The organism is Allorhodopirellula solitaria (genome assembly GCF_007859855.1).
Classification (GTDB): Bacteria; Planctomycetota; Planctomycetia; order Pirellulales; family Pirellulaceae; genus Rhodopirellula; species Rhodopirellula solitaria.
The window spans coordinates 191,696-208,467 of record NZ_SJPK01000003.1 but is presented as its reverse complement, the minus strand read 5'-3'; the positions used below and the strand labels follow the sequence as shown (position 1 = coordinate 208,467).

At 58.7% G+C, this 16,772-nt stretch carries 10 protein-coding genes; 3 read left to right on the top strand and 7 right to left on the bottom strand.

All coding sequences use genetic code 11. From position 1 onward, the window contains the following. Positions 1 to 375: 375 nt before the first annotated feature. The 7 genes from CA85_RS06945 to CA85_RS06915 all read right to left on the bottom strand — a co-directional run bounded on the left by CA85_RS06945 (position 376) and on the right by CA85_RS06915 (position 12,827). Positions 376 to 5,826, bottom strand: a complete 5,451-nt coding sequence (locus tag CA85_RS06945; protein WP_456236669.1) for an SdrD B-like domain-containing protein — start codon at positions 5,824 to 5,826, stop codon at positions 376 to 378. A 241-nt stretch (positions 5,827 to 6,067) separates the two neighbouring features. Next, complete coding sequence (locus tag CA85_RS06940) at positions 6,068 to 7,231, bottom strand: WD40 repeat domain-containing protein (protein WP_246112569.1); 1,164 nt, start codon at positions 7,229 to 7,231, stop codon at positions 6,068 to 6,070. Positions 7,232 to 7,452: 221 nt separating this feature from the next. Then, the gene (locus CA85_RS06935) at positions 7,453 to 8,643 is read right to left on the bottom strand and encodes a tetratricopeptide repeat protein (protein WP_146390597.1); all 1,191 of its coding nucleotides are present in this window, start codon (positions 8,641 to 8,643) and stop codon (positions 7,453 to 7,455) included. Next, positions 8,640 to 9,797, bottom strand: a complete 1,158-nt coding sequence (locus CA85_RS06930; protein ID WP_246112568.1) for a hypothetical protein — start codon at positions 9,795 to 9,797, stop codon at positions 8,640 to 8,642. Before CA85_RS06930 ends, CA85_RS06935 begins: the two co-directional genes overlap by 4 nt. Continuing rightward, positions 9,798 to 11,135, bottom strand: a complete 1,338-nt coding sequence (locus CA85_RS06925; protein ID WP_246112567.1) for a multiheme c-type cytochrome — start codon at positions 11,133 to 11,135, stop codon at positions 9,798 to 9,800. It abuts the gene before it with no gap. A gap of 117 nt (positions 11,136 to 11,252) precedes the next feature. Continuing rightward, positions 11,253 to 11,660 carry a hypothetical protein gene (locus tag CA85_RS06920; RefSeq protein ID WP_146390596.1) on the bottom strand — a complete coding sequence of 136 codons (408 nt, stop codon included), beginning with the start codon at positions 11,658 to 11,660 and terminating at the stop codon, positions 11,253 to 11,255. 39 nt (positions 11,661 to 11,699) lie between these two features. Then, positions 11,700 to 12,827, bottom strand: a complete 1,128-nt coding sequence (locus CA85_RS06915; RefSeq protein WP_146390595.1) for a DUF1559 domain-containing protein — start codon at positions 12,825 to 12,827, stop codon at positions 11,700 to 11,702. A 423-nt stretch (positions 12,828 to 13,250) separates the two neighbouring features. Between CA85_RS06915 and CA85_RS06910 the strand changes: the two genes are divergently transcribed. The 3 genes from CA85_RS06910 to CA85_RS06900 all read left to right on the top strand — a co-directional run bounded on the left by CA85_RS06910 (position 13,251) and on the right by CA85_RS06900 (position 16,667). Then, positions 13,251 to 14,024, top strand: coding sequence for a HEAT repeat domain-containing protein (locus CA85_RS06910; RefSeq protein ID WP_146390594.1), 774 nt, complete (start codon positions 13,251 to 13,253; stop codon positions 14,022 to 14,024). 169 nt (positions 14,025 to 14,193) lie between these two features. After that, positions 14,194 to 15,138 (top strand): DNA integrity scanning protein DisA nucleotide-binding domain protein, encoded by a 945-nt coding sequence (locus tag CA85_RS06905; protein WP_146390593.1) that lies wholly within the window; start codon positions 14,194 to 14,196, stop codon positions 15,136 to 15,138. A 104-nt stretch (positions 15,139 to 15,242) separates the two neighbouring features. Beyond that, a complete protein-coding gene (locus tag CA85_RS06900) occupies positions 15,243 to 16,667 on the top strand; it encodes a class II fumarate hydratase (RefSeq protein WP_146390962.1) in 1,425 nt (474 codons plus the stop codon). Positions 16,668 to 16,772: the final 105 nt, after the last annotated feature.

Below are 16,772 nucleotides of genomic sequence, written 5' to 3'. Positions count from 1 at the left end.
GCGGTCGTTAGAGAGCCAAGCAGCAATCGGGATGGATCGGCGCGGCAAGCCAATCCGCCGAGCCAACACGCTCAAACGCCAAGTTTCTCAGTAAACTAACGATTGAGCAGGGGGCCGAGCAGGCTCATAGTCTGTTGTGCGTCAGCCGGCTCGAATCGACGCGAAGCCCCCCAGGGAGCGACCACCCGAAGCGATTTTCGCCCGGGTGGTTTGCGATTCTCGCCCGACCGCTTCGCCGGTCGGCCATGGTCGGTGTGCGCTTCACACGCCCCGCCCGCTAAAGAACTCAATGCTCCGTCTGCGGAGAAAAAGCGTTCGTCCTACCTTCCTGCCGGCTTCACGCCGAGGCAGCTTCGAACGGCCAGCCGATATTCTTTATCCGGCAGCTTGATAGTAGCCGGGGTCATCCCGATCATCGCCATCAAAATCGCCTGTGATCGGTTGAGAATCGCCGTCGGGACGTGGGACTTGGATGTGCTTGTCGTTCTCTGTGAGCCGGCGGTCACCATCGGAGTCGATGATCCACAGATCACCACGAACCACGCCGATCTCATCAATCCCATCGCCATCAAAATCGCCCACAATCGGCTCATCACCGGGTTCGCCGAAGTTGACCGGACGATCTTTACCGGTCCAGCGTCCATCGCCATCTTCGTCGAGCATCCATTGCCCGCTGCGGAAGACGCCGATTTGATCGATGCCGTCGCCATTCCAATCCCCTGCCACCGGCGTATCGACTTGCTCGCCGTACTGGAAAACGTGATCCACGGCATCGGCGAGCAACTCGCCATCGCGGCCGCGCATCAGCACACGTTGTTGCTTTTCGTGTTCGGTGGGAACACGGTGGACCAGGTCCACTCGTCGTAGGTTTCGGCGACGTTGGTTGGCGGGGTCGGGCAATCCAGGATCCTGGCGAATACGGCGGTCGTCGTTTTGCCACCTGCGTCCGAAGATGCCCACGTCGTCTTTGCCGTCGCCGTCCCAGTCGCCCACGACGGGCCGATCAAGTGCCGTGCCCAAACGCACCCACAGGTCGCCCTTGTCCCACTGGCCGTCGCCGTTGAGATCCACGAACCACTGGCCATTGAGAAACAAGACCGCTTCATCCACACCGTCGCCGTCGAAGTCACCCGTCAATGCGGTGGCGTCGTCGTGCCCGAGCCGAATCTTGCTGCCGTCGACGGAGTCAGACAATACCGAGGTGCTGCTCGGTAGGATCTGCCAACGTCCCGCCGACAGGTCGACCTCGAGCAACATGTCCGATAGCTTTTTCGTATCCGGTTCCTCGTCACCATGGCTCCGGAACGAAGCGGGCTGGGCATTGAGTCCGCCGTCGTGCGAGGTCATGATTGCCGATTCGGGCTGTTGCCCCTGGCCTCTTGGATAGCCACCATTGATCACGCTAAGGTGCCAACTGACCTCCCACTCATCGTCGGCGATGAGCGGTGGGGCGACGTCCTGCACGAGATACGGGAGCACTTCAAGAGGTGCCGAGGGCAGGAAGGTTTCAATCGGAGCCGTCGGTGAATCGACAGTCGTCGGTAGATCCAACGGCCACTGCGGTACGACCGGTGGTGCCTCGATTACGATTTCGCTGAAGTTGTTGCTCGCGCTCGTGCCTCCCGGAGCGACCTGGACGTGGAAGATCGCATCGAAATTGGGATCGCTGCCCGCACGCAGGCCGTCGAGGAACGCCTCCAATTCACCGGGCTGGGTAAAGTCGGCCAGGTTGATGGCGAGACCACCCGTCGTGCCGGCCGTGTCGAGTGAGTCGACGAAGCCCTCGGGGTGCGATTGGTAGATAGAATAGCTCGTCCACGGCCGCAATCCCGTGAACTCATAGTAACCGTCGGCATTGGTCGTCACCCGCAGCACGCCGCCTGACGTGCCTCCGAGTTGATCGGTGCCTGGATCGATCAAGACTCCGTCGGCATCACGCAGTTCCAACACGACGTCGCCTAACCGAGTGTCATCGTCGGTGAGCAATCCATCGCGATGCTCGCGCAGTTGTTCGGGATCCGGGGCTTGGCTGAGGATGAGTGCCCCGCCGTCTTGGAAAACGTATCCCGAAATCGTCACGGGGGCGAGCTCGAAGAAGTTGTATCCAGTTCCCTGATCGCCACCCTGGAGATCGATCTCACCGATGACGTCCACTTCCAAGGATCGACCGCCCAACAAGCCGACTGTTTGCCCACCCTGAAAATAGCCTTCGGGTTGGTACTCCGTCACGGTATAGCGTCCGGCAGGCAAACCCGTGAACTCATAGCAGCCCTCCGCGTCGGTCGTTGTGGTCGCGATCACGCCTGTCTCGTCGGACAGTTCGATCAGGACCCCAGCGATCGGGGATTCATTGCTATCGAACTCTTCATCGCGATCGAGATTGCTCCACACCTTGCCTGAGATCGTACCGGGCAGTTGCTCGCAGAAATTGTAGTCGGTGAGGCGTTCCCCCCAGCCGATTGTGATCGCTGAGATGTGATCGGCGACAGAGGCGTCACCACCGTGGCTACCGGCTTTCTGACCGCCCTGGAAATAGCCGTCGGGTTGTGTTTCGCGAACGGTGTACTGCCCCGCCTCCAATTGAGTGAACGTGTACCGACCGCTGGCATCGGTTGTCGTGGTGCCGACGACCTCGCCAGATTCATTGATCAACTCGATCAGCACACCTGCCAACCCTTCTTCCTCGTCATCGCGAACGCAATCGGCATCATGATCCACGTAGACGACGCCGGAGAGTTCGGCGGGGAGGACTTCGCAGAAGTCGTAATCCGTCAGAGTATCTCCCCAGCCGATCGAGATCGCCGAAATATGATCGGCGAGAGAGGCATCGCCTCCGCCGCTGCCCGCGGACTGGCCACCCTGGAAGTAACCGCTCGGTTGGGTCTCGCGAACCGTGTACTCACCAGCTTGCAGATTGGAGAACGAGTACTGGCCGTCCGCGTCGGTCGTTGTTGAGGCGACGACCTTCCCCGAATCGTCGAGCAATTCGATCAACACCCCTGCCAAACCCTCTTCGCCTTCATCGCGTATGCAATCGGCATCGCGATCGACGTAGACGATCCCCGAGAGCTCGGCGGGCAGGACTTCGCAGAAGTCATAGTCGGTGAGTGTCTCCCCCCAGCCGACCGAGATCGCTGATATATGGTCGGCGAGGGACGCATCGCCACCACCGCTGCCCGCTTTCTGGCCGCCTTGGAAGTAACCACTCGGCTGCGTTTCACGAACGGTATACTCACCGGCTTTCAGTTCGGTGAACGAGTACCGCCCCTGACTGTCCGTTGTCGTGCTGTCGATGACCGTACCCGATTCATCGAGCAACTCGATCAGCACGCCTTCCAATCCCTCTTCGCCTTCGTCGCGAATGCAGTCCGCGTCGCGATCGACGTAGACGACTCCTGAGAGGCCCGCCGGCAGCACCTCGCAGAAGTTATAGTTTGTCAGCGTGTCTCCCCAGCCGACGGGGATCGAAGAGATATGATCATCGACGGATGTGTTGCCACCATTGCTTCCAGCGGTCTGGCCGCCCTGGAAGTAACCGCTGGGCTGCGTTTCGCGAACGGTGTACTCGCCGGCACGCAGATTGGAGAACGAGTACAGACCGGCAGCGTCGGTTGTCGTGCTGGCCACGACCTTACCCGAGCTATCGAGCAACTCAACAAACACCCCAGCTAAGCCTTCCTCATCGTCGTCGTGCACGCAATCGCCATCGAGGTCGACATAGACGACGCCGGACAGTTCCGCAGGCAGCTGTTCACAGAAATCGTAGTCCTCGCCTTGCTCGCCCGACCCAATCGTGATCTGGTCCATCCGGTTGGGGCCGTCCGTCACGCCACCGAGCGATCCAACGCTGGCACCGCCCTCAAAGTAGCCACTGGGTTGGTGCTCGATGACGGTATAGGTACCCGGCAACAGATTATCAAACCGGTACATACCATCGGCGTCGGTGGTTGTCGTGGCGATGGTCGTACCACTGGCGTCCTTGAGCTCAATCTGCACACCCTCGAGGGTGGGCTCACCGGGGTCGAATAGGCAATCACCGTCCAGGTCAACATGGACCTGACCGCTCAACGATCCGACTTGGCGTTCGCCGAAGTCATAGCCGATGCCGTGGAGTCCTTGGCGCAGGTCCACGTCGACGAAAGAATCTTCGTCGCTGCCGAATCGTCCGGTAAGCACTCCATCGATCGTGCCCACTTGATCTTTGCCGTCGATGTATCCAGCGGGCTGGGATTCGACAATCCGGTATTCATCCGGCGTTAGGTTCTCGAATCGATAGACGCCCTGGGCGTTGGTCCGAGCGGTGGCCACGACGGTTCCATCGGATCCCACCAAATCCAAAGCAACCCCCTCGATCGCCTCTTCACCGTCATCTCGCTGACCATTGTCATTGCGGTCGTGGTAGACCTGGCCGGACAATGAACCGGGTGCCGCTTCGCAGAAGTTGTACTCGCTGCCGTTTCCGCCCGACGGCAGCTCGATGTTCTGGATTCGACCACCGTCGATCGCCACCCCGGATGCCGCGAGTAGCGCTGAAGCGAGGGTCTGGATATCACCCGCGTGCGCTTCGCCATCGAGCAAGCCTGCGGGGGTGATCTCGACAATGCTGTACACGCCCGCATGCAGGTCATCAAAGCGATAGCTACCGTCGGCTCCGGTGTAGGTGGTGGCGACTGTCTTGCCACTGGCGTCGATCAGGCGAACTTCGGCGCCCTCAATGGGATTGCTATTGGTGGCATCGTGAGGCCCTTCGCAGTCCTCGCCTGGGTTGACCAGGTAGACAAAACCGCCGAGCGAACCGAGTGGCAACTCGCCGAAGTTGTAGTGGATGCCTGAATCGCCACCGCCGAGCACGACGTCGCGAATTTCATCCCCGGGGTTCATGGCGGTACCGACGATTTGTCCGGATATCGTTCCGGCCGCATCGGTACCATCGTCCGTGTCCTCGGGTTGATCGAGCTCCACGATGCGGTAGCGACCCGGCATCACTCCGGTGAACTCGTAGGAACCATCGGCAGCGGTCGTTGTGATTAGCGGTGCCTGGGCTTCGATCGTGTCGATCGGTTCCAACCGCACACGAACTCCCGCCAGCCCTTCTTCGCCGGCATCCTTGGTGCCCGAGTCGTTGTTGTCGAGGTAAACGAAACCACTGACCGATGCGGGACGAGGGGTCTGCGTGACGCTGCCCACGGCTGCGGCCGAGCGGTTGGGAAGACTATCAACGTCGTCGCCTTGATCGGGCGGCAGCTCCAATCCATAGTCGGCATTCGGATCGCCATAGTCGTTGAGGAAGATCGAATCGGCGGAGGATTCGAAGTAGTTGGGGGCTTCAAACTTCGCTTCGAGAATTGAGTCCTGGAACTCTTGCCCCGATGCGATCACGTCGAGCCGTTCGTTAAACTGATCGAGATCAGCGAGGTTGCGAAGCACCTCGTCGACGTCGATGGTGAAGATCAGCCGGTCACCGGCCTGAAAGTCCGTCGGGCGCAGGATCAGCTCTTGCCCTCCATCAGCAACCTCAGCGGTCGCTTCCTCGGATTGACCAGGCACCAGGCTGAAGGAATGGTATCCGTTCTTGCCGCGACCGCCCTCGTCGGTGTCAAAGATGAGGTCGCCAACGCTCAGTCCATCGTCGTCTTTGTCCGTCCGAATACGAAGCTCGGTTAACTTCGTTCCCGGCGCACCACCGGTGAATGAAACGATGAACCGATCTCCCTCGGAATCACTCCCAACATCGGACTCCAAGTAATCCGTCTCGACATAAACCACGCCGACGTGAATCGGATCGGCCGCCATCAGTCGTCGGGGTTCGAGCGACTCCACCCGCATGCTTCTCGAATGCATACCGGCGTGCGTGGACGTCGCTGCGATGAGCCGACTGAGCTTGCTACGCCGCGCCCCGGCCGACTCCGATCTCGCGCTATCGAGCTTCGCGGACGAACCGCGTCCCGAGAATCCGAGTGTCGCACAAAAACCTTCGATATGTTTCCAGAACATGACGGGCACCTCCCTGTGCCACCTAATCGTTCTCCCGAAATCTCGTTGCAGTCGATCGCTTAGTCGCTGCTGTCTACCGGGGCGTTGGAATCAGAGGCACTGATCCCGACTCATTCCCCAATGCGATCTTGTTCTCAGAGACGAGTGACCTGGACAGGTCCCATCGCCGAAGGGTGGCATCAAACCCTCCCGAGATCAAATTGCCGCGGTTGACAACGAGAGTGGATACCGTGCCAACATGCCCGTTGAGCTTCGCTTGAACATGCAGTTCACGATCATCCTCGCCGACGCGAACGATGTGGATCTCATCATCGCTGCCAGCGGCCGCGATCGTGTGTTCATCGATGACCGCAAGTGAAAACAGCCGACCGGATGTAATCTTCTGCTGCGACAGGAGCTGTTTGCTTCCCGTGTCATAGCGGATCATCTCACCGTCTTCGGAGACGCTGACAAGTACGTCCGAAGCCGGCATGAAGGCGATATCACGGACGCGTCCAGAATGCAGCTTTTGCTCCATCAATGTCTCGCCGGTGGCGGGATCAAAGAGATGGATACGTCCGTCGCGGCCCGCCACGGCGAGTGCACTCCCATCATCTCGGTAGGTGCAACATCGCAAATCGACACACTGACACCGCAGCACCGGCATCGTGTTGGCTGTGTTGCCAATCAAGAAGACGCGCGAGTCAAACCCCACCGCAGCAATCTGTTTCCCCGAAGCAGCAAATCGCACACAGGCCAATGCCGGAGCCGAATCGATCTCCTGCAAGGCCGCAAAGTCCCGACGGCGGTCCCACAGTATCAACTGTCCATCGTTTCCTGACGACGCCAGCCGATTGCCCGAAGCGTCAAACGCCAACGTGCGAATCCAATCAAAATGTCCCGGCGTCGACGACTTGGTGGACCCACCTTCGCCGAGAACGTGAACAATTCCGAGCGTTTCAGCATTCAAGATGCGGATAACGTGATCATCTCCCGCGACGGCTAAGAACTCGCCCCGAGGGTCCACGGCAATCGCCGTCACAACCACCCGATCAACATGAACATCGACCGGGGGCAGACGAAAAATTCGCGATGCCACCTGATCGGAGTCGGTTTTCCAAGCGGCGTCGGCCGCGACCGGAGGGCTGGGGGCCTCCCCGTAAGCAGCCTGCCCGCTGATCCATCCAGCAAACCCGAGGGCGTACCCGAGCATCACCGCGTGTCGCCGCGTGAGCATGGTTTTAATGATATTCCTCATGACGTTTCCCCCGTTCCGGCCGCGCGTGCACAGGCACTCCCCTTACTTCAATCGGCATTTAAACCCCCGCTCATGAATGCAATCCGTCGCTGCAGAGCCTTCAAGTCGACCAAACGTTGTCGATGGCTATTCGTGCGGGTAGGAAAGCGGGAACGGTCCACTTGGCAGTGGACGAGACGGCGGCTTCTTGTCTGCCGCTCGCCATCATGATCACGCACTGCCTAGGGAATCTGCAGACAACCGAAATGATCGCGTGACATTGACGTCAGCATCGACGTTGATTCTGGCTGCAGGTCCGGGTTGAGCCGCACCGCGATCGCTGAGTGCTCGGCGGCCAGCTTCGATTTTTGATGCTCGCTGTAACACTGAGCTAGCAGGAAGTGGTTCTCGGCGGAGGGCGCCAACTCGACGAGCGTGCGGTACGCTTCCTCTTCTAAACTGCGTTGGCTCAAATGCCGCGCGGCGAAGCCGATGCCCTTCCATGCACTCGCCAAGCTGACCTGTTTTCGATCACTGTCGGGTTGCTGGGTCCAATAGGAAACGGCGTCTTGGTAGGCCGAGAGGCTTTCGCGGTACTGCCGCAGTCTCTGCCAACAGAGGCCTTGATAGTCCAAACCAATCGGTTGAAAACGTGCCCCACGCGTCAACGGCTTGAGTAGCCGCAACGCCTCCTCATTCTCGTCGAGATGCATCAGGATCGTGACCCGCTGCCCGATCTCAGCAACGGAGGCATCCGAGGGCAGCGGCCGGCTCGCCTCGGCAGCGAGTTGCGATACGGCTCGCTGCAGTTGAGGAATCTGCTGTGCCAAAGGTTTGTTCTGTACCTGCAGCCCAGGATCGAGCTGCCAGAGGACTTTGGATTGTCGATAGGCCAGGGCAAAGCGGCGCGATTGCAGACTGTTTTCCAAATCCGCTCGGAGACCATCGGCGACGGCGTCGACATAGGCTGCCGGGACGAACGCCGCGAACAGACTCATCATGAGGAACATTTTCCACGACCGCTGGATCGGCACGGGCAACGACTCGCCCCGATAGATCCATGTCGCTGCGATGGCCACCGCGGTCATCGATGCGACCGCGACCAGGCATCGACAGACCGTCAGCCAGCCAAGTGATAGCTGCGTAAACCTGCCGATCGATGGCGGGATCACTGCGAACGCAAAGGCGATTAGCAAACATCCGCAGAAGACAGAAAATCTCCATCCCGGGCTTGCGTTCCGCGTGGTCTGAGCCAGCATTAAGCTCAGCGGCATCGCTGCGAGAAAACTACACGCCAGGACGTCCCACCGGCCGTACTCCCACAAGACGCCCTCGCCGGTCGACAAGGCCAAGCAACAAAAAGCGATCACCGTGAGCACGGCTGCGAGATAGGCAAACCAAGCCACGCGGGGTGAAACGAGAAAGTGGGTCATGTCGTCGCTGGCTTAAGCGGATCGGCGGTCGAAGAAGGTTTTCGAGATTTCCAAATCATGCCATCGAAGCAGTAGTGCCAGAACGCGACGACAAGATTGATAAACACCCAAAACTCAAAGTAGCCACGTGAGAGAGCGTAGTTGCCCAGCCCGATGACCACGACAAAGATGATCAGAAACAGCAACCACATTTGCGAGAGCCTGACCAGCGGGTTCGATCTCGTTTCTTTACGAGGTCCGTTCATCGACCACGTCACGATTGACATGTATTCCAATGAATGGAATATCGCTGATGCCAGCGCTAAGGCGACCACGTAAGGTGTGTGCTCATAGTGGGCAGCGATCAGCAGAGCGGAAAAGAGCGTCATCACACTGGTCAAGTACGCCACACTCGCTACCGATGCTGTGCGCGTTACAAAGCACTGGCTGAACTGGCGACATACCAACGCGGCGGGAATCAGCAAGACAAACCAATCGACGGTCGAAACCCATTGAAAGCCATCGAGTGGTCCCTCGGTCCATCCCCAACCTGCAACGCGTGCGATGACATAGAGCATGAAACCGCGAAAAAGTCCCTTGTCGGTAGACAGCGACAATCGACTCGGTGGTTGCTGCCCCGCCGCGGCATCAGCACTTCGCCGGCGCTGGTAGATGCGAAACACACCGTGGTGCTGAGAGGCGAAGTGCCAGGCGTTCCAGATGTAATCGATCACCCCCAAACACAATAAAGAGCCCGTACCCATCTTCACGCAAAGACAACCGACAAGAATGGCGGCGCCCCAAGCGAAGAAGTGACGGCGGCGGTCAAGTCCCTTGTGATGGTCGACACTGACCAGGACGAGCGTGATCCAGCGATGCGGCGCCGTCACAAAGTAGATCTGCCAGAACAGGAGACTTTGATGGGTCGTCACGCCACCGAAAAAGTCGACGATCAAGAGCAGCGGCCAGAACGCGTTGACAATGAAAAACAGGTCAATCGCGGGCGAGAACAAAAAGCCTCCGCGCGGCCGAGAACTCGGCAACCCGGGCGTCCTCTGTTGGTCTTGGGGAGAAAGACCGTTGCTTCCTCGCGGCTCCTTACCGTCCTGCTCTCGTGGATTGGAGGCGTGTTGGACCGAACCCGCGTCCGGTGTCGTATGTGCGAGCACAGTCATCTAAGGGCTCCTGGATCCATTCTCTGTGGATTCCGATTTCACGCGATGGGTTCCCCCATCATCGGTCGTTTCGCTTTCAGGGACTCGTATCCAATGATCGTGAAACGCGATCCCCGATGTCCACGGCACCAACGGCATGTGGCAGTCGATGCAATCGCCGCCGGGTTGATGGGTACAGGTACTCGATGCGCCTTGCTGATGACACTGGTGGCACTGGTCGATCGAGCTGGCGCGGTCCTGTGAAACGGTGTCATGCGGATCATGGCAGGTCGAACAGGTGATGTTACCCGGCGTTTCCAGGTAACACCGACTGCGTTGGATTCCGTAGGGTTGGAAACGCGCCGCTTTCTGAGGCGACACGTCGGGGGTGACGGAGGATGCATCCCGATGGCAGGTTGCACAGGCCGCCATATAGTCCGCTGCCGTTTCGTATTGCAGCAGCGGTTTGGCTTCCTCGGCCCGTCCGAGGTGCGCCAATTCGACGTGCTTTTTACGGGGGCCATGACATCGCTCGCAACCCACGTTGGCGATCACCATCGAATTGAGGACAGGCAGACTCGGCGGTGGCATCATCGTGCTATGACAGCCCAAACAGGCTCGAAGATCAGCATCATCCATGGGGCGACCAAAGCACTCGATCGTGCGTTGGGCGAAATCATCGTAGCGTTCGTGGTCAGGGGTTAAGCCGACCCGATTTTGCGAGGGAAAGTAGGACCATCGCAGTTCGACGCCGCGCTGCGTTGCCTCGTCGACAGCAATGGGGGTTTGCGCGTGAGTGCCCGAACCGAGCAACCAGGTGACGGGAACGAATGCATCCTGGGGGGAATCTCCGTCCCGGACCACGAACTGACCATTGCTTGCTAAGAATTCGAACACTTGATCGCGCCGAGGGTCTTCATAGCGTTTCTGTTCAGTGAGCTTGCCTGCCAAGGAAGAGCCGTTCATGAGCACCGCCGTCTGGGAATGCCCTGACCGAAGGTGCGCTTCATACTCGTCCTGATGGCACTCCGCACATGCCTCATCGCCCGCAAAATTGGTGGAGATCATGTGGTTCCAGCCCCGGATTTGTTGCTGGACGGCCAACGGAAGACTGGCGAGCACTCGCTCAGACACCTGTTCAGGAGACGCTTGCAACTGCCCCTGCGTCGCCCCCTCGTGGGCGATCGGAGGCAGCCACCATCCCGTCGCCCATGCGAACATCAGCCCAGTGACGCCGACAGCAATCACCATCAACGCCAGCACTCGTGCATACGTGGAGCGTCGCCATTTCGGTGGCTCGGTCGCATTCCGAGCCGGACCGGCAGCGGAATCGGATTGGATCGCTTTTCGCGTGGGCATAGAGATATCGAGTCGAAGAACCTATTTAAAAAGGGTTCTGCCCCTCTCCGGAGAGGCTGTTAATAACCATACCAGATGACTCGCCTTCAAGGGGTAGCTCCCGTTTCGGATAGGCTTTTAGCCGAGTGGCGCGTCCTTGAGTTTCCACTGACCATCGATGCGTTGCAGGGTCCACACCTGCTCGGTCTCGCCTGCTTTGCTGGGCTTGCTGCGACCACCATCTCGACCAGCGGTCTCATGGACGCCGCCGAAGATTTTAACCGGTACGGTCACTTGGTCACCGTCATAAGTGGCTTCACCACTGACCTGGTACCCGCGTTTTCCGTATTCTGCGCGGTCTTCAGGTACGGACCCTGGAACGAACGCATTGGCGAACATTTGCTGGTCACCGGCAATATCGCCGAGTCCCTCTACGCTCGCAAATGCATTCTGCTCGTCGGTTGGCTTGACTGCCGACGAGCCACATCCCACCGTCGATGAGATGCACAAAAGTGTCAGCAGTGCGGATACAAATTTGATTTTCATAGTCGTTATTTCGAATGGTCTCTGAGTGAATGTTGCTGTTTATAGTTCTTCGAGGACTTCGTTGTTGGCAGCAGTGCTCAACGGCTGCCAAATTTTGAGATTATCGACGGAGTCGGTAACAAACCGCACACTCCCGTCTGCCATCAGCACGTTCACGCCACCGGTGTGATAGCTACGGGCCGCTGCGTAGATGGCAGCCGTATCGCGTTCCTCGAGGCAGTCCAAGCGGTCGTTGCTGTCGATCGTGACCGTTGTCGATGGGTCCGTGATCTCATCGCCGCAAGCTGCCAGGACGTCTTTCTCATTGGAGTTCGGGTTGCGGAAGGCAGAGAAGATCGTCGCTCCCATTGCTGGCGACATCCACGTACCTCGGATATCTGTCTTGGAGTCCACCGCCAAGATTTCGCTCATCGCCATCGTATTGCTCAAGCCATCGAGAAAATCGCGGCTCTGCATACCCTTGCGGTTTTGAAAGCGATCTCCCGCCGAGACGACCCCATTGACGTTATTAATGATTTCGTCCTGGTGGGCGTAGTGGGTCCCGAAAGCACCACGTGTCTCGGGGTTTTCCCACGACAACATGTCCCCCGATCCCCAACATGCAGCGTAGTTGTTGCCCTTGGCGAGAGCTTCGAGACCGTAGCTGCCATCGGAGAACTGTGATCGCACAGCAGGTGCGGTGGGGCACTGGTCAAAGGATGCGAGCTGTTCACGTCCCAGGTGATCGGTGACCTCGATCGCCTCACAGTGATCGCAGGGATTGGATGTGTGATCGTCGGCGCGATCATCCTCGCAGACCTGCACTCTCTCCCACATCGCAGGCTGTTCCATGTAGGGGAACAGCATCACGAGCCAGTGCCAGCCCTGTTCGTTCTGCCCGTGTTGCCATCCTCCGGTTTTGTAGCGATTGCCACTCTCGTCGTAATTGACACTTCCCGGTGGGAAGGCATTGAACGTCGACATGTGGTTGTGCATGGCGAGACCGAACTGTTTCATGTTGTTTTGGCACTGCATGCGGCGGGCAGCTTCTCGTGCTGCTTGGACAGCAGGTAAGAGCAGTCCGACCAGCACGCCGATAATGGCGATGACCACCAAGAGTTCAACGAGCGTGAAACCAGGCCGCCGTCGTGCCTGCTTTTCCATGGTTTCGATCTGTTGACAACGCATTTGTAAAGTTCCTTCATCGAGTGATAAGCGATTGATTCTGTTTCGGCGGGATTAAAACAGGCGTATGTTGCGATTGGGTTTGGAAAGTGTGAAGAACTCTTGAAGAGGACCGGCCGCCTGGGTAGCGACGGCGTGCGAAACGGTGCATGGCCTCTAGGGGGACGGCAGTCCCCATTGAGCCTAAAAAAAATGGCTCATCCGACGGAAGCGTGCGTCGGATGAGCCAAGAAAAATGGGCCACCGAACCCTCCCCCCTGACAAAGGGACCTCGATCCTGATTTGGCACTCGCGATGTTTTTGGCACTCCCGATGTGCGGAGCCTTCAATTGGTCTTGGGGAAGCCAGGTCTTTTTTGGTAGTCGATAGGGTTCTCGCAAGCTTCTGCACGCTCGTACTCCTTCCTCACCGACGCGGAACCTACCCATGGCGTCTGAAAAACGTTTCGCCGATTCGTTCAGCACCTCCGCAATCACCAACTCATCCGCACGATTGCCAATGGGAATCGGCCGACGCGCGCTCCTGCTCGCTGTCTTGGCTGCCGGTACGAGCGGCGCAACGTCCGGCTGCAAGGATGGGCCGATGTATGCGCTCAAAACAGTCAACCCTTACTTCACGATGCGGCAATGGGCACGGGACGAAGAAATCGGGGTCACCGACCATCAACGACGCACCGAACTGCAGTCACTCGTCAAGACGATGCCAAACTTGCCACCGGAGCGACAAGAATATTGGTCCAAACATCTCGAGCAGATTTTTGCCAATGACGAAAGTGCGGAGATGCGGCGTTTGGCTGTCGTCGCGGCAGGAAAATCGTCCGATCCCGCCGTCTTAAGCTTGATCGAAAGCGGGCTCGAGGATGACGTGATCAAGGTGCGGATGGAGGCCTGCCGGGCGTTGGGAAATCGCCGAGAGGACGAAGCGACGATTCTATTAGCAGAGACGATCGGCAAGTCGCAAAACAAAGACGTCCGCCATGCCGCCATCACCGCGTTGGCGGAGCACCCCGGCCAGGTTGCCACAAACTCACTTAAACTCGCTCTGGAAGACCGCGATCCGGCCACACAGAGCCTCGTCATCAGCGCCCTGCGAGAGAATACCGGGAAAGATTTTGGCGACGATCCTGAGGTCTGGATCGCTGGCCTTGAGGGGAAGGACGTGGATGAGATACCACGCGGTGGCTTTGGCTCGTATTTCTAATGGTCGTTGGAACAGTGATTGACTCCGCTCCAGCGACGCCGCGATTTACCGTCTCAGCAGCCGATGGATCAGTTCGTGCCAAACGGCGCTATGGAAACCCTGCGAAATGAAGTAGACTGGGGGGCATCTCGCTCGCTTCTCTGCTCACTGCTGTAAAAAATTTCCACCGATGGCGACTCAACGACTGACCAAACACAACGCGTCGATGATCCTCGCGGGTGTTGCGTTGAAAGCCGACCGGAACGCGGACGCCCTGCTCCTGCTCTTGGACGGCGGGACGGATTGGAAACGCGTCTCCGGATTGACCAATGCGGCCAAAAGCACGGTCATCATTGCGGTCGATACGCTCGAAGATCTCGATGGGGCTGCCGAAGCGGGGCTGCACCCACTGGCGTTAAACAAAGAAAAAGCGCCGCTGCTCGAACGCTTGCAAGAAGCCCTCTTGGAGGCAGCTGCCGACGAGATGATTCGCACCAACGGTGAGGTCGTGGCCGTCTATAGCGGGTTTCAGCAGGGGCGACTCGACTCGATCAGCTACCTGCAGCTCGACGAACGCATGCGGCGGTTCACGGTGCGCGACCTGCAAACCCTCGAAAGCAGCGTGCCGCTGAAGACAATCAAAGCGGTCGTCGACCTGGCATCGCAGATTGGCCGGGAAGGCCGTGAGGGCAAGGCCGTGGGAACGATGTTCGTCGTCGGTGATCACCGCCGGGTGCTCGAACACTCCAATGACGGCGGCGTCGACCCGTTTCGTGGCTACAACAAGAAACACCGCAATCTGCTCGACCCCAAGGTTCAGGAAGATGCCAAAGAGGTCGCCCAGCTCGACGGGGCCTTCGTCGTCACCAGCGAAGGGGTGATCGAACGCAGTCGTCAGATGCTCGAGGTCTCCCACGAAGACTTGAAAATGACCAAGGGACTCGGCTCGCGACATTGGGCCGCCGCCGCCATCACGCGGAAAACAAAAGCGGTTTCGGTCGTGATCAGCCAATCAACCGGGACCGTTCGACTGTACCAAAACGGCTTCCTGATTCTGCAGATTGTGCCCATGGATAAAGCCGTCAAGTGGCAGGAGTTCGCCTTTGAGCCGCCACCGCAATCGAGCGAGGATTGACCGCGCAATTCGATTTGCTAGTTTTTGGGAAACAGATGTCCTCGCTCACTGCCTTGCTTTCGGGTTTGGAAGGACCATTCACAACCCAAGATCGGATCAACCAGATGACCAAGACTCGGACCGAACGTGACTCGATGGGCGAAGTTCACGTTCCCGCAGACGCCTACTACGGCGCCCAGACGCAGCGTGCCGTTGACAATTTCCCCGTCAGCGGCTGGGAGATGCCGCCAGCGATGATCTCTGCGATGGGCCGCGTCAAATGGGCTTGTGGGATCGCCAACAAAGGGCTCGGCAAACTCACCGGCAGCGGGAAAAACCCGCTGAGCGACCGACAAGTGCGCTCGATGCTTTCGGCCGCCCAAGAAATCGCCGACGGCCAACTCGCTGATCAATTTCCCGTCGATGTCTTCCAGACGGGCAGTGGCACCAGCAGCAACATGAACATCAATGAGGTGATCAGCAATCGCGCCATTGAGATCGATGGTGGCGACCGGATGTCCGAGGACAAGCCGATCCATCCCAACGATCACGTCAACATGGGGCAGAGCACCAATGACACGTTTCCCACCGCCATTCACGTCGCCACCGCAGTCGAGATTCAAAACCGATTGATCCCGACCCTCGAGCGAATGCATGCGTCTTTCGAAGACAAAGCCAAGGCCTGGGACAAGATCATCAAGATTGGCCGGACCCACCTGATGGACGCCACACCACTGCGTCTGGGTCAGGAATTCGGCGGCTTCGCACGGCAGATTGAAATGTCGATCAGCCGCGCCGAGCGAGCCCGCGACGCCGTGCTCGAACTACCCGTCGGAGGCACAGCTGTCGGCAGTGGAATCAACACCCACCCGGAATTCGGCGCCCGCGTCGCCGAGCAACTCGCCGAACAAACCGGGATCGACTTCGTTGAAGCGGTCAATCATTTCGAGGGCAATGCCAACCGCGACGGCTTGGTCGAAGCCCATGGCCAGCTCAAGTGCATCGCCCAGACGCTGCTCGGCATCGCCAATAACATCCGCTGGCTCGGCAGTGGCCCCCGCTGTGGCTACTACGAAATCAAGTTGCCAACGCGACAACCAGGCAGCTCGATCATGCCGGGCAAGGTCAACCCGGTGATGTGCGAATCGCTCATGCAGATCGCCGCCCGCGTGATCGGCAACGATGCCACCATGACCGTCAGTGGTGGCTGTGGCGGCAACTTCCAGCTCAACATCATGATGCCCGTGATGGCGCACACCGTGCTCGAGTCGATTCGGTTGCTCGATGGCGGCTGCGCCGCCTTCATCGACTTCTGCCTCGATGGCATGCTGCCCAACGAGGAAGCGTGCAACGCCGCCGTCGAGCAGTCCCTATCGATGTGCACGAGTCTGAATCCGCTGATCGGTTACGAGCAAGCAGCGGCGCTCGCCAAAGAAGCTTTCAAAACCGGCCAAACGATCCGCGAACTCTGCGAGCAGAAGAACCTTCTGCCCGCCGACCAGCTCAACGAAGCTCTCGACCCCTGGTCCATGACGGAGCCGCAAGCCTAGTGCTGCGCCTCAGCTCTCAAGGAACTCTTCACCCGGCAGGATCGTTTGGAACCAGCTTGAAATTGAGAGCAGCCGCTCTTTTTTCGAGATTTCTCCTTACCCTTT

Excerpts from the sequence above, each read along its gene's own strand:
- CA85_RS06945 (WP_456236669.1), bottom strand. The coding sequence starts at position 5,826 with ATGCGGGTGGAGTCGCTCGAACCCCGACGACTGATGGCGGCCGATCCG.
- CA85_RS06940 (WP_246112569.1), bottom strand. The coding sequence starts at position 7,231 with ATGAGGAATATCATTAAAACCATGCTCACGCGGCGACACGCGGTGATG.
- CA85_RS06935 (WP_146390597.1), bottom strand. The coding sequence starts at position 8,643 with ATGACCCACTTTCTCGTTTCACCCCGCGTGGCTTGGTTTGCCTATCTC.
- CA85_RS06930 (WP_246112568.1), bottom strand. The coding sequence starts at position 9,797 with ATGACTGTGCTCGCACATACGACACCGGACGCGGGTTCGGTCCAACAC.
- CA85_RS06925 (WP_246112567.1), bottom strand. The coding sequence starts at position 11,135 with ATGCCCACGCGAAAAGCGATCCAATCCGATTCCGCTGCCGGTCCGGCT.
- CA85_RS06920 (WP_146390596.1), bottom strand. The coding sequence starts at position 11,660 with ATGAAAATCAAATTTGTATCCGCACTGCTGACACTTTTGTGCATCTCA.
- CA85_RS06915 (WP_146390595.1), bottom strand. The coding sequence starts at position 12,827 with ATGCGTTGTCAACAGATCGAAACCATGGAAAAGCAGGCACGACGGCGG.
- CA85_RS06910 (WP_146390594.1), top strand. The coding sequence starts at position 13,251 with ATGGCGTCTGAAAAACGTTTCGCCGATTCGTTCAGCACCTCCGCAATC.
- CA85_RS06905 (WP_146390593.1), top strand. The coding sequence starts at position 14,194 with ATGGCGACTCAACGACTGACCAAACACAACGCGTCGATGATCCTCGCG.
- CA85_RS06900 (WP_146390962.1), top strand. The coding sequence starts at position 15,243 with ATGACCAAGACTCGGACCGAACGTGACTCGATGGGCGAAGTTCACGTT.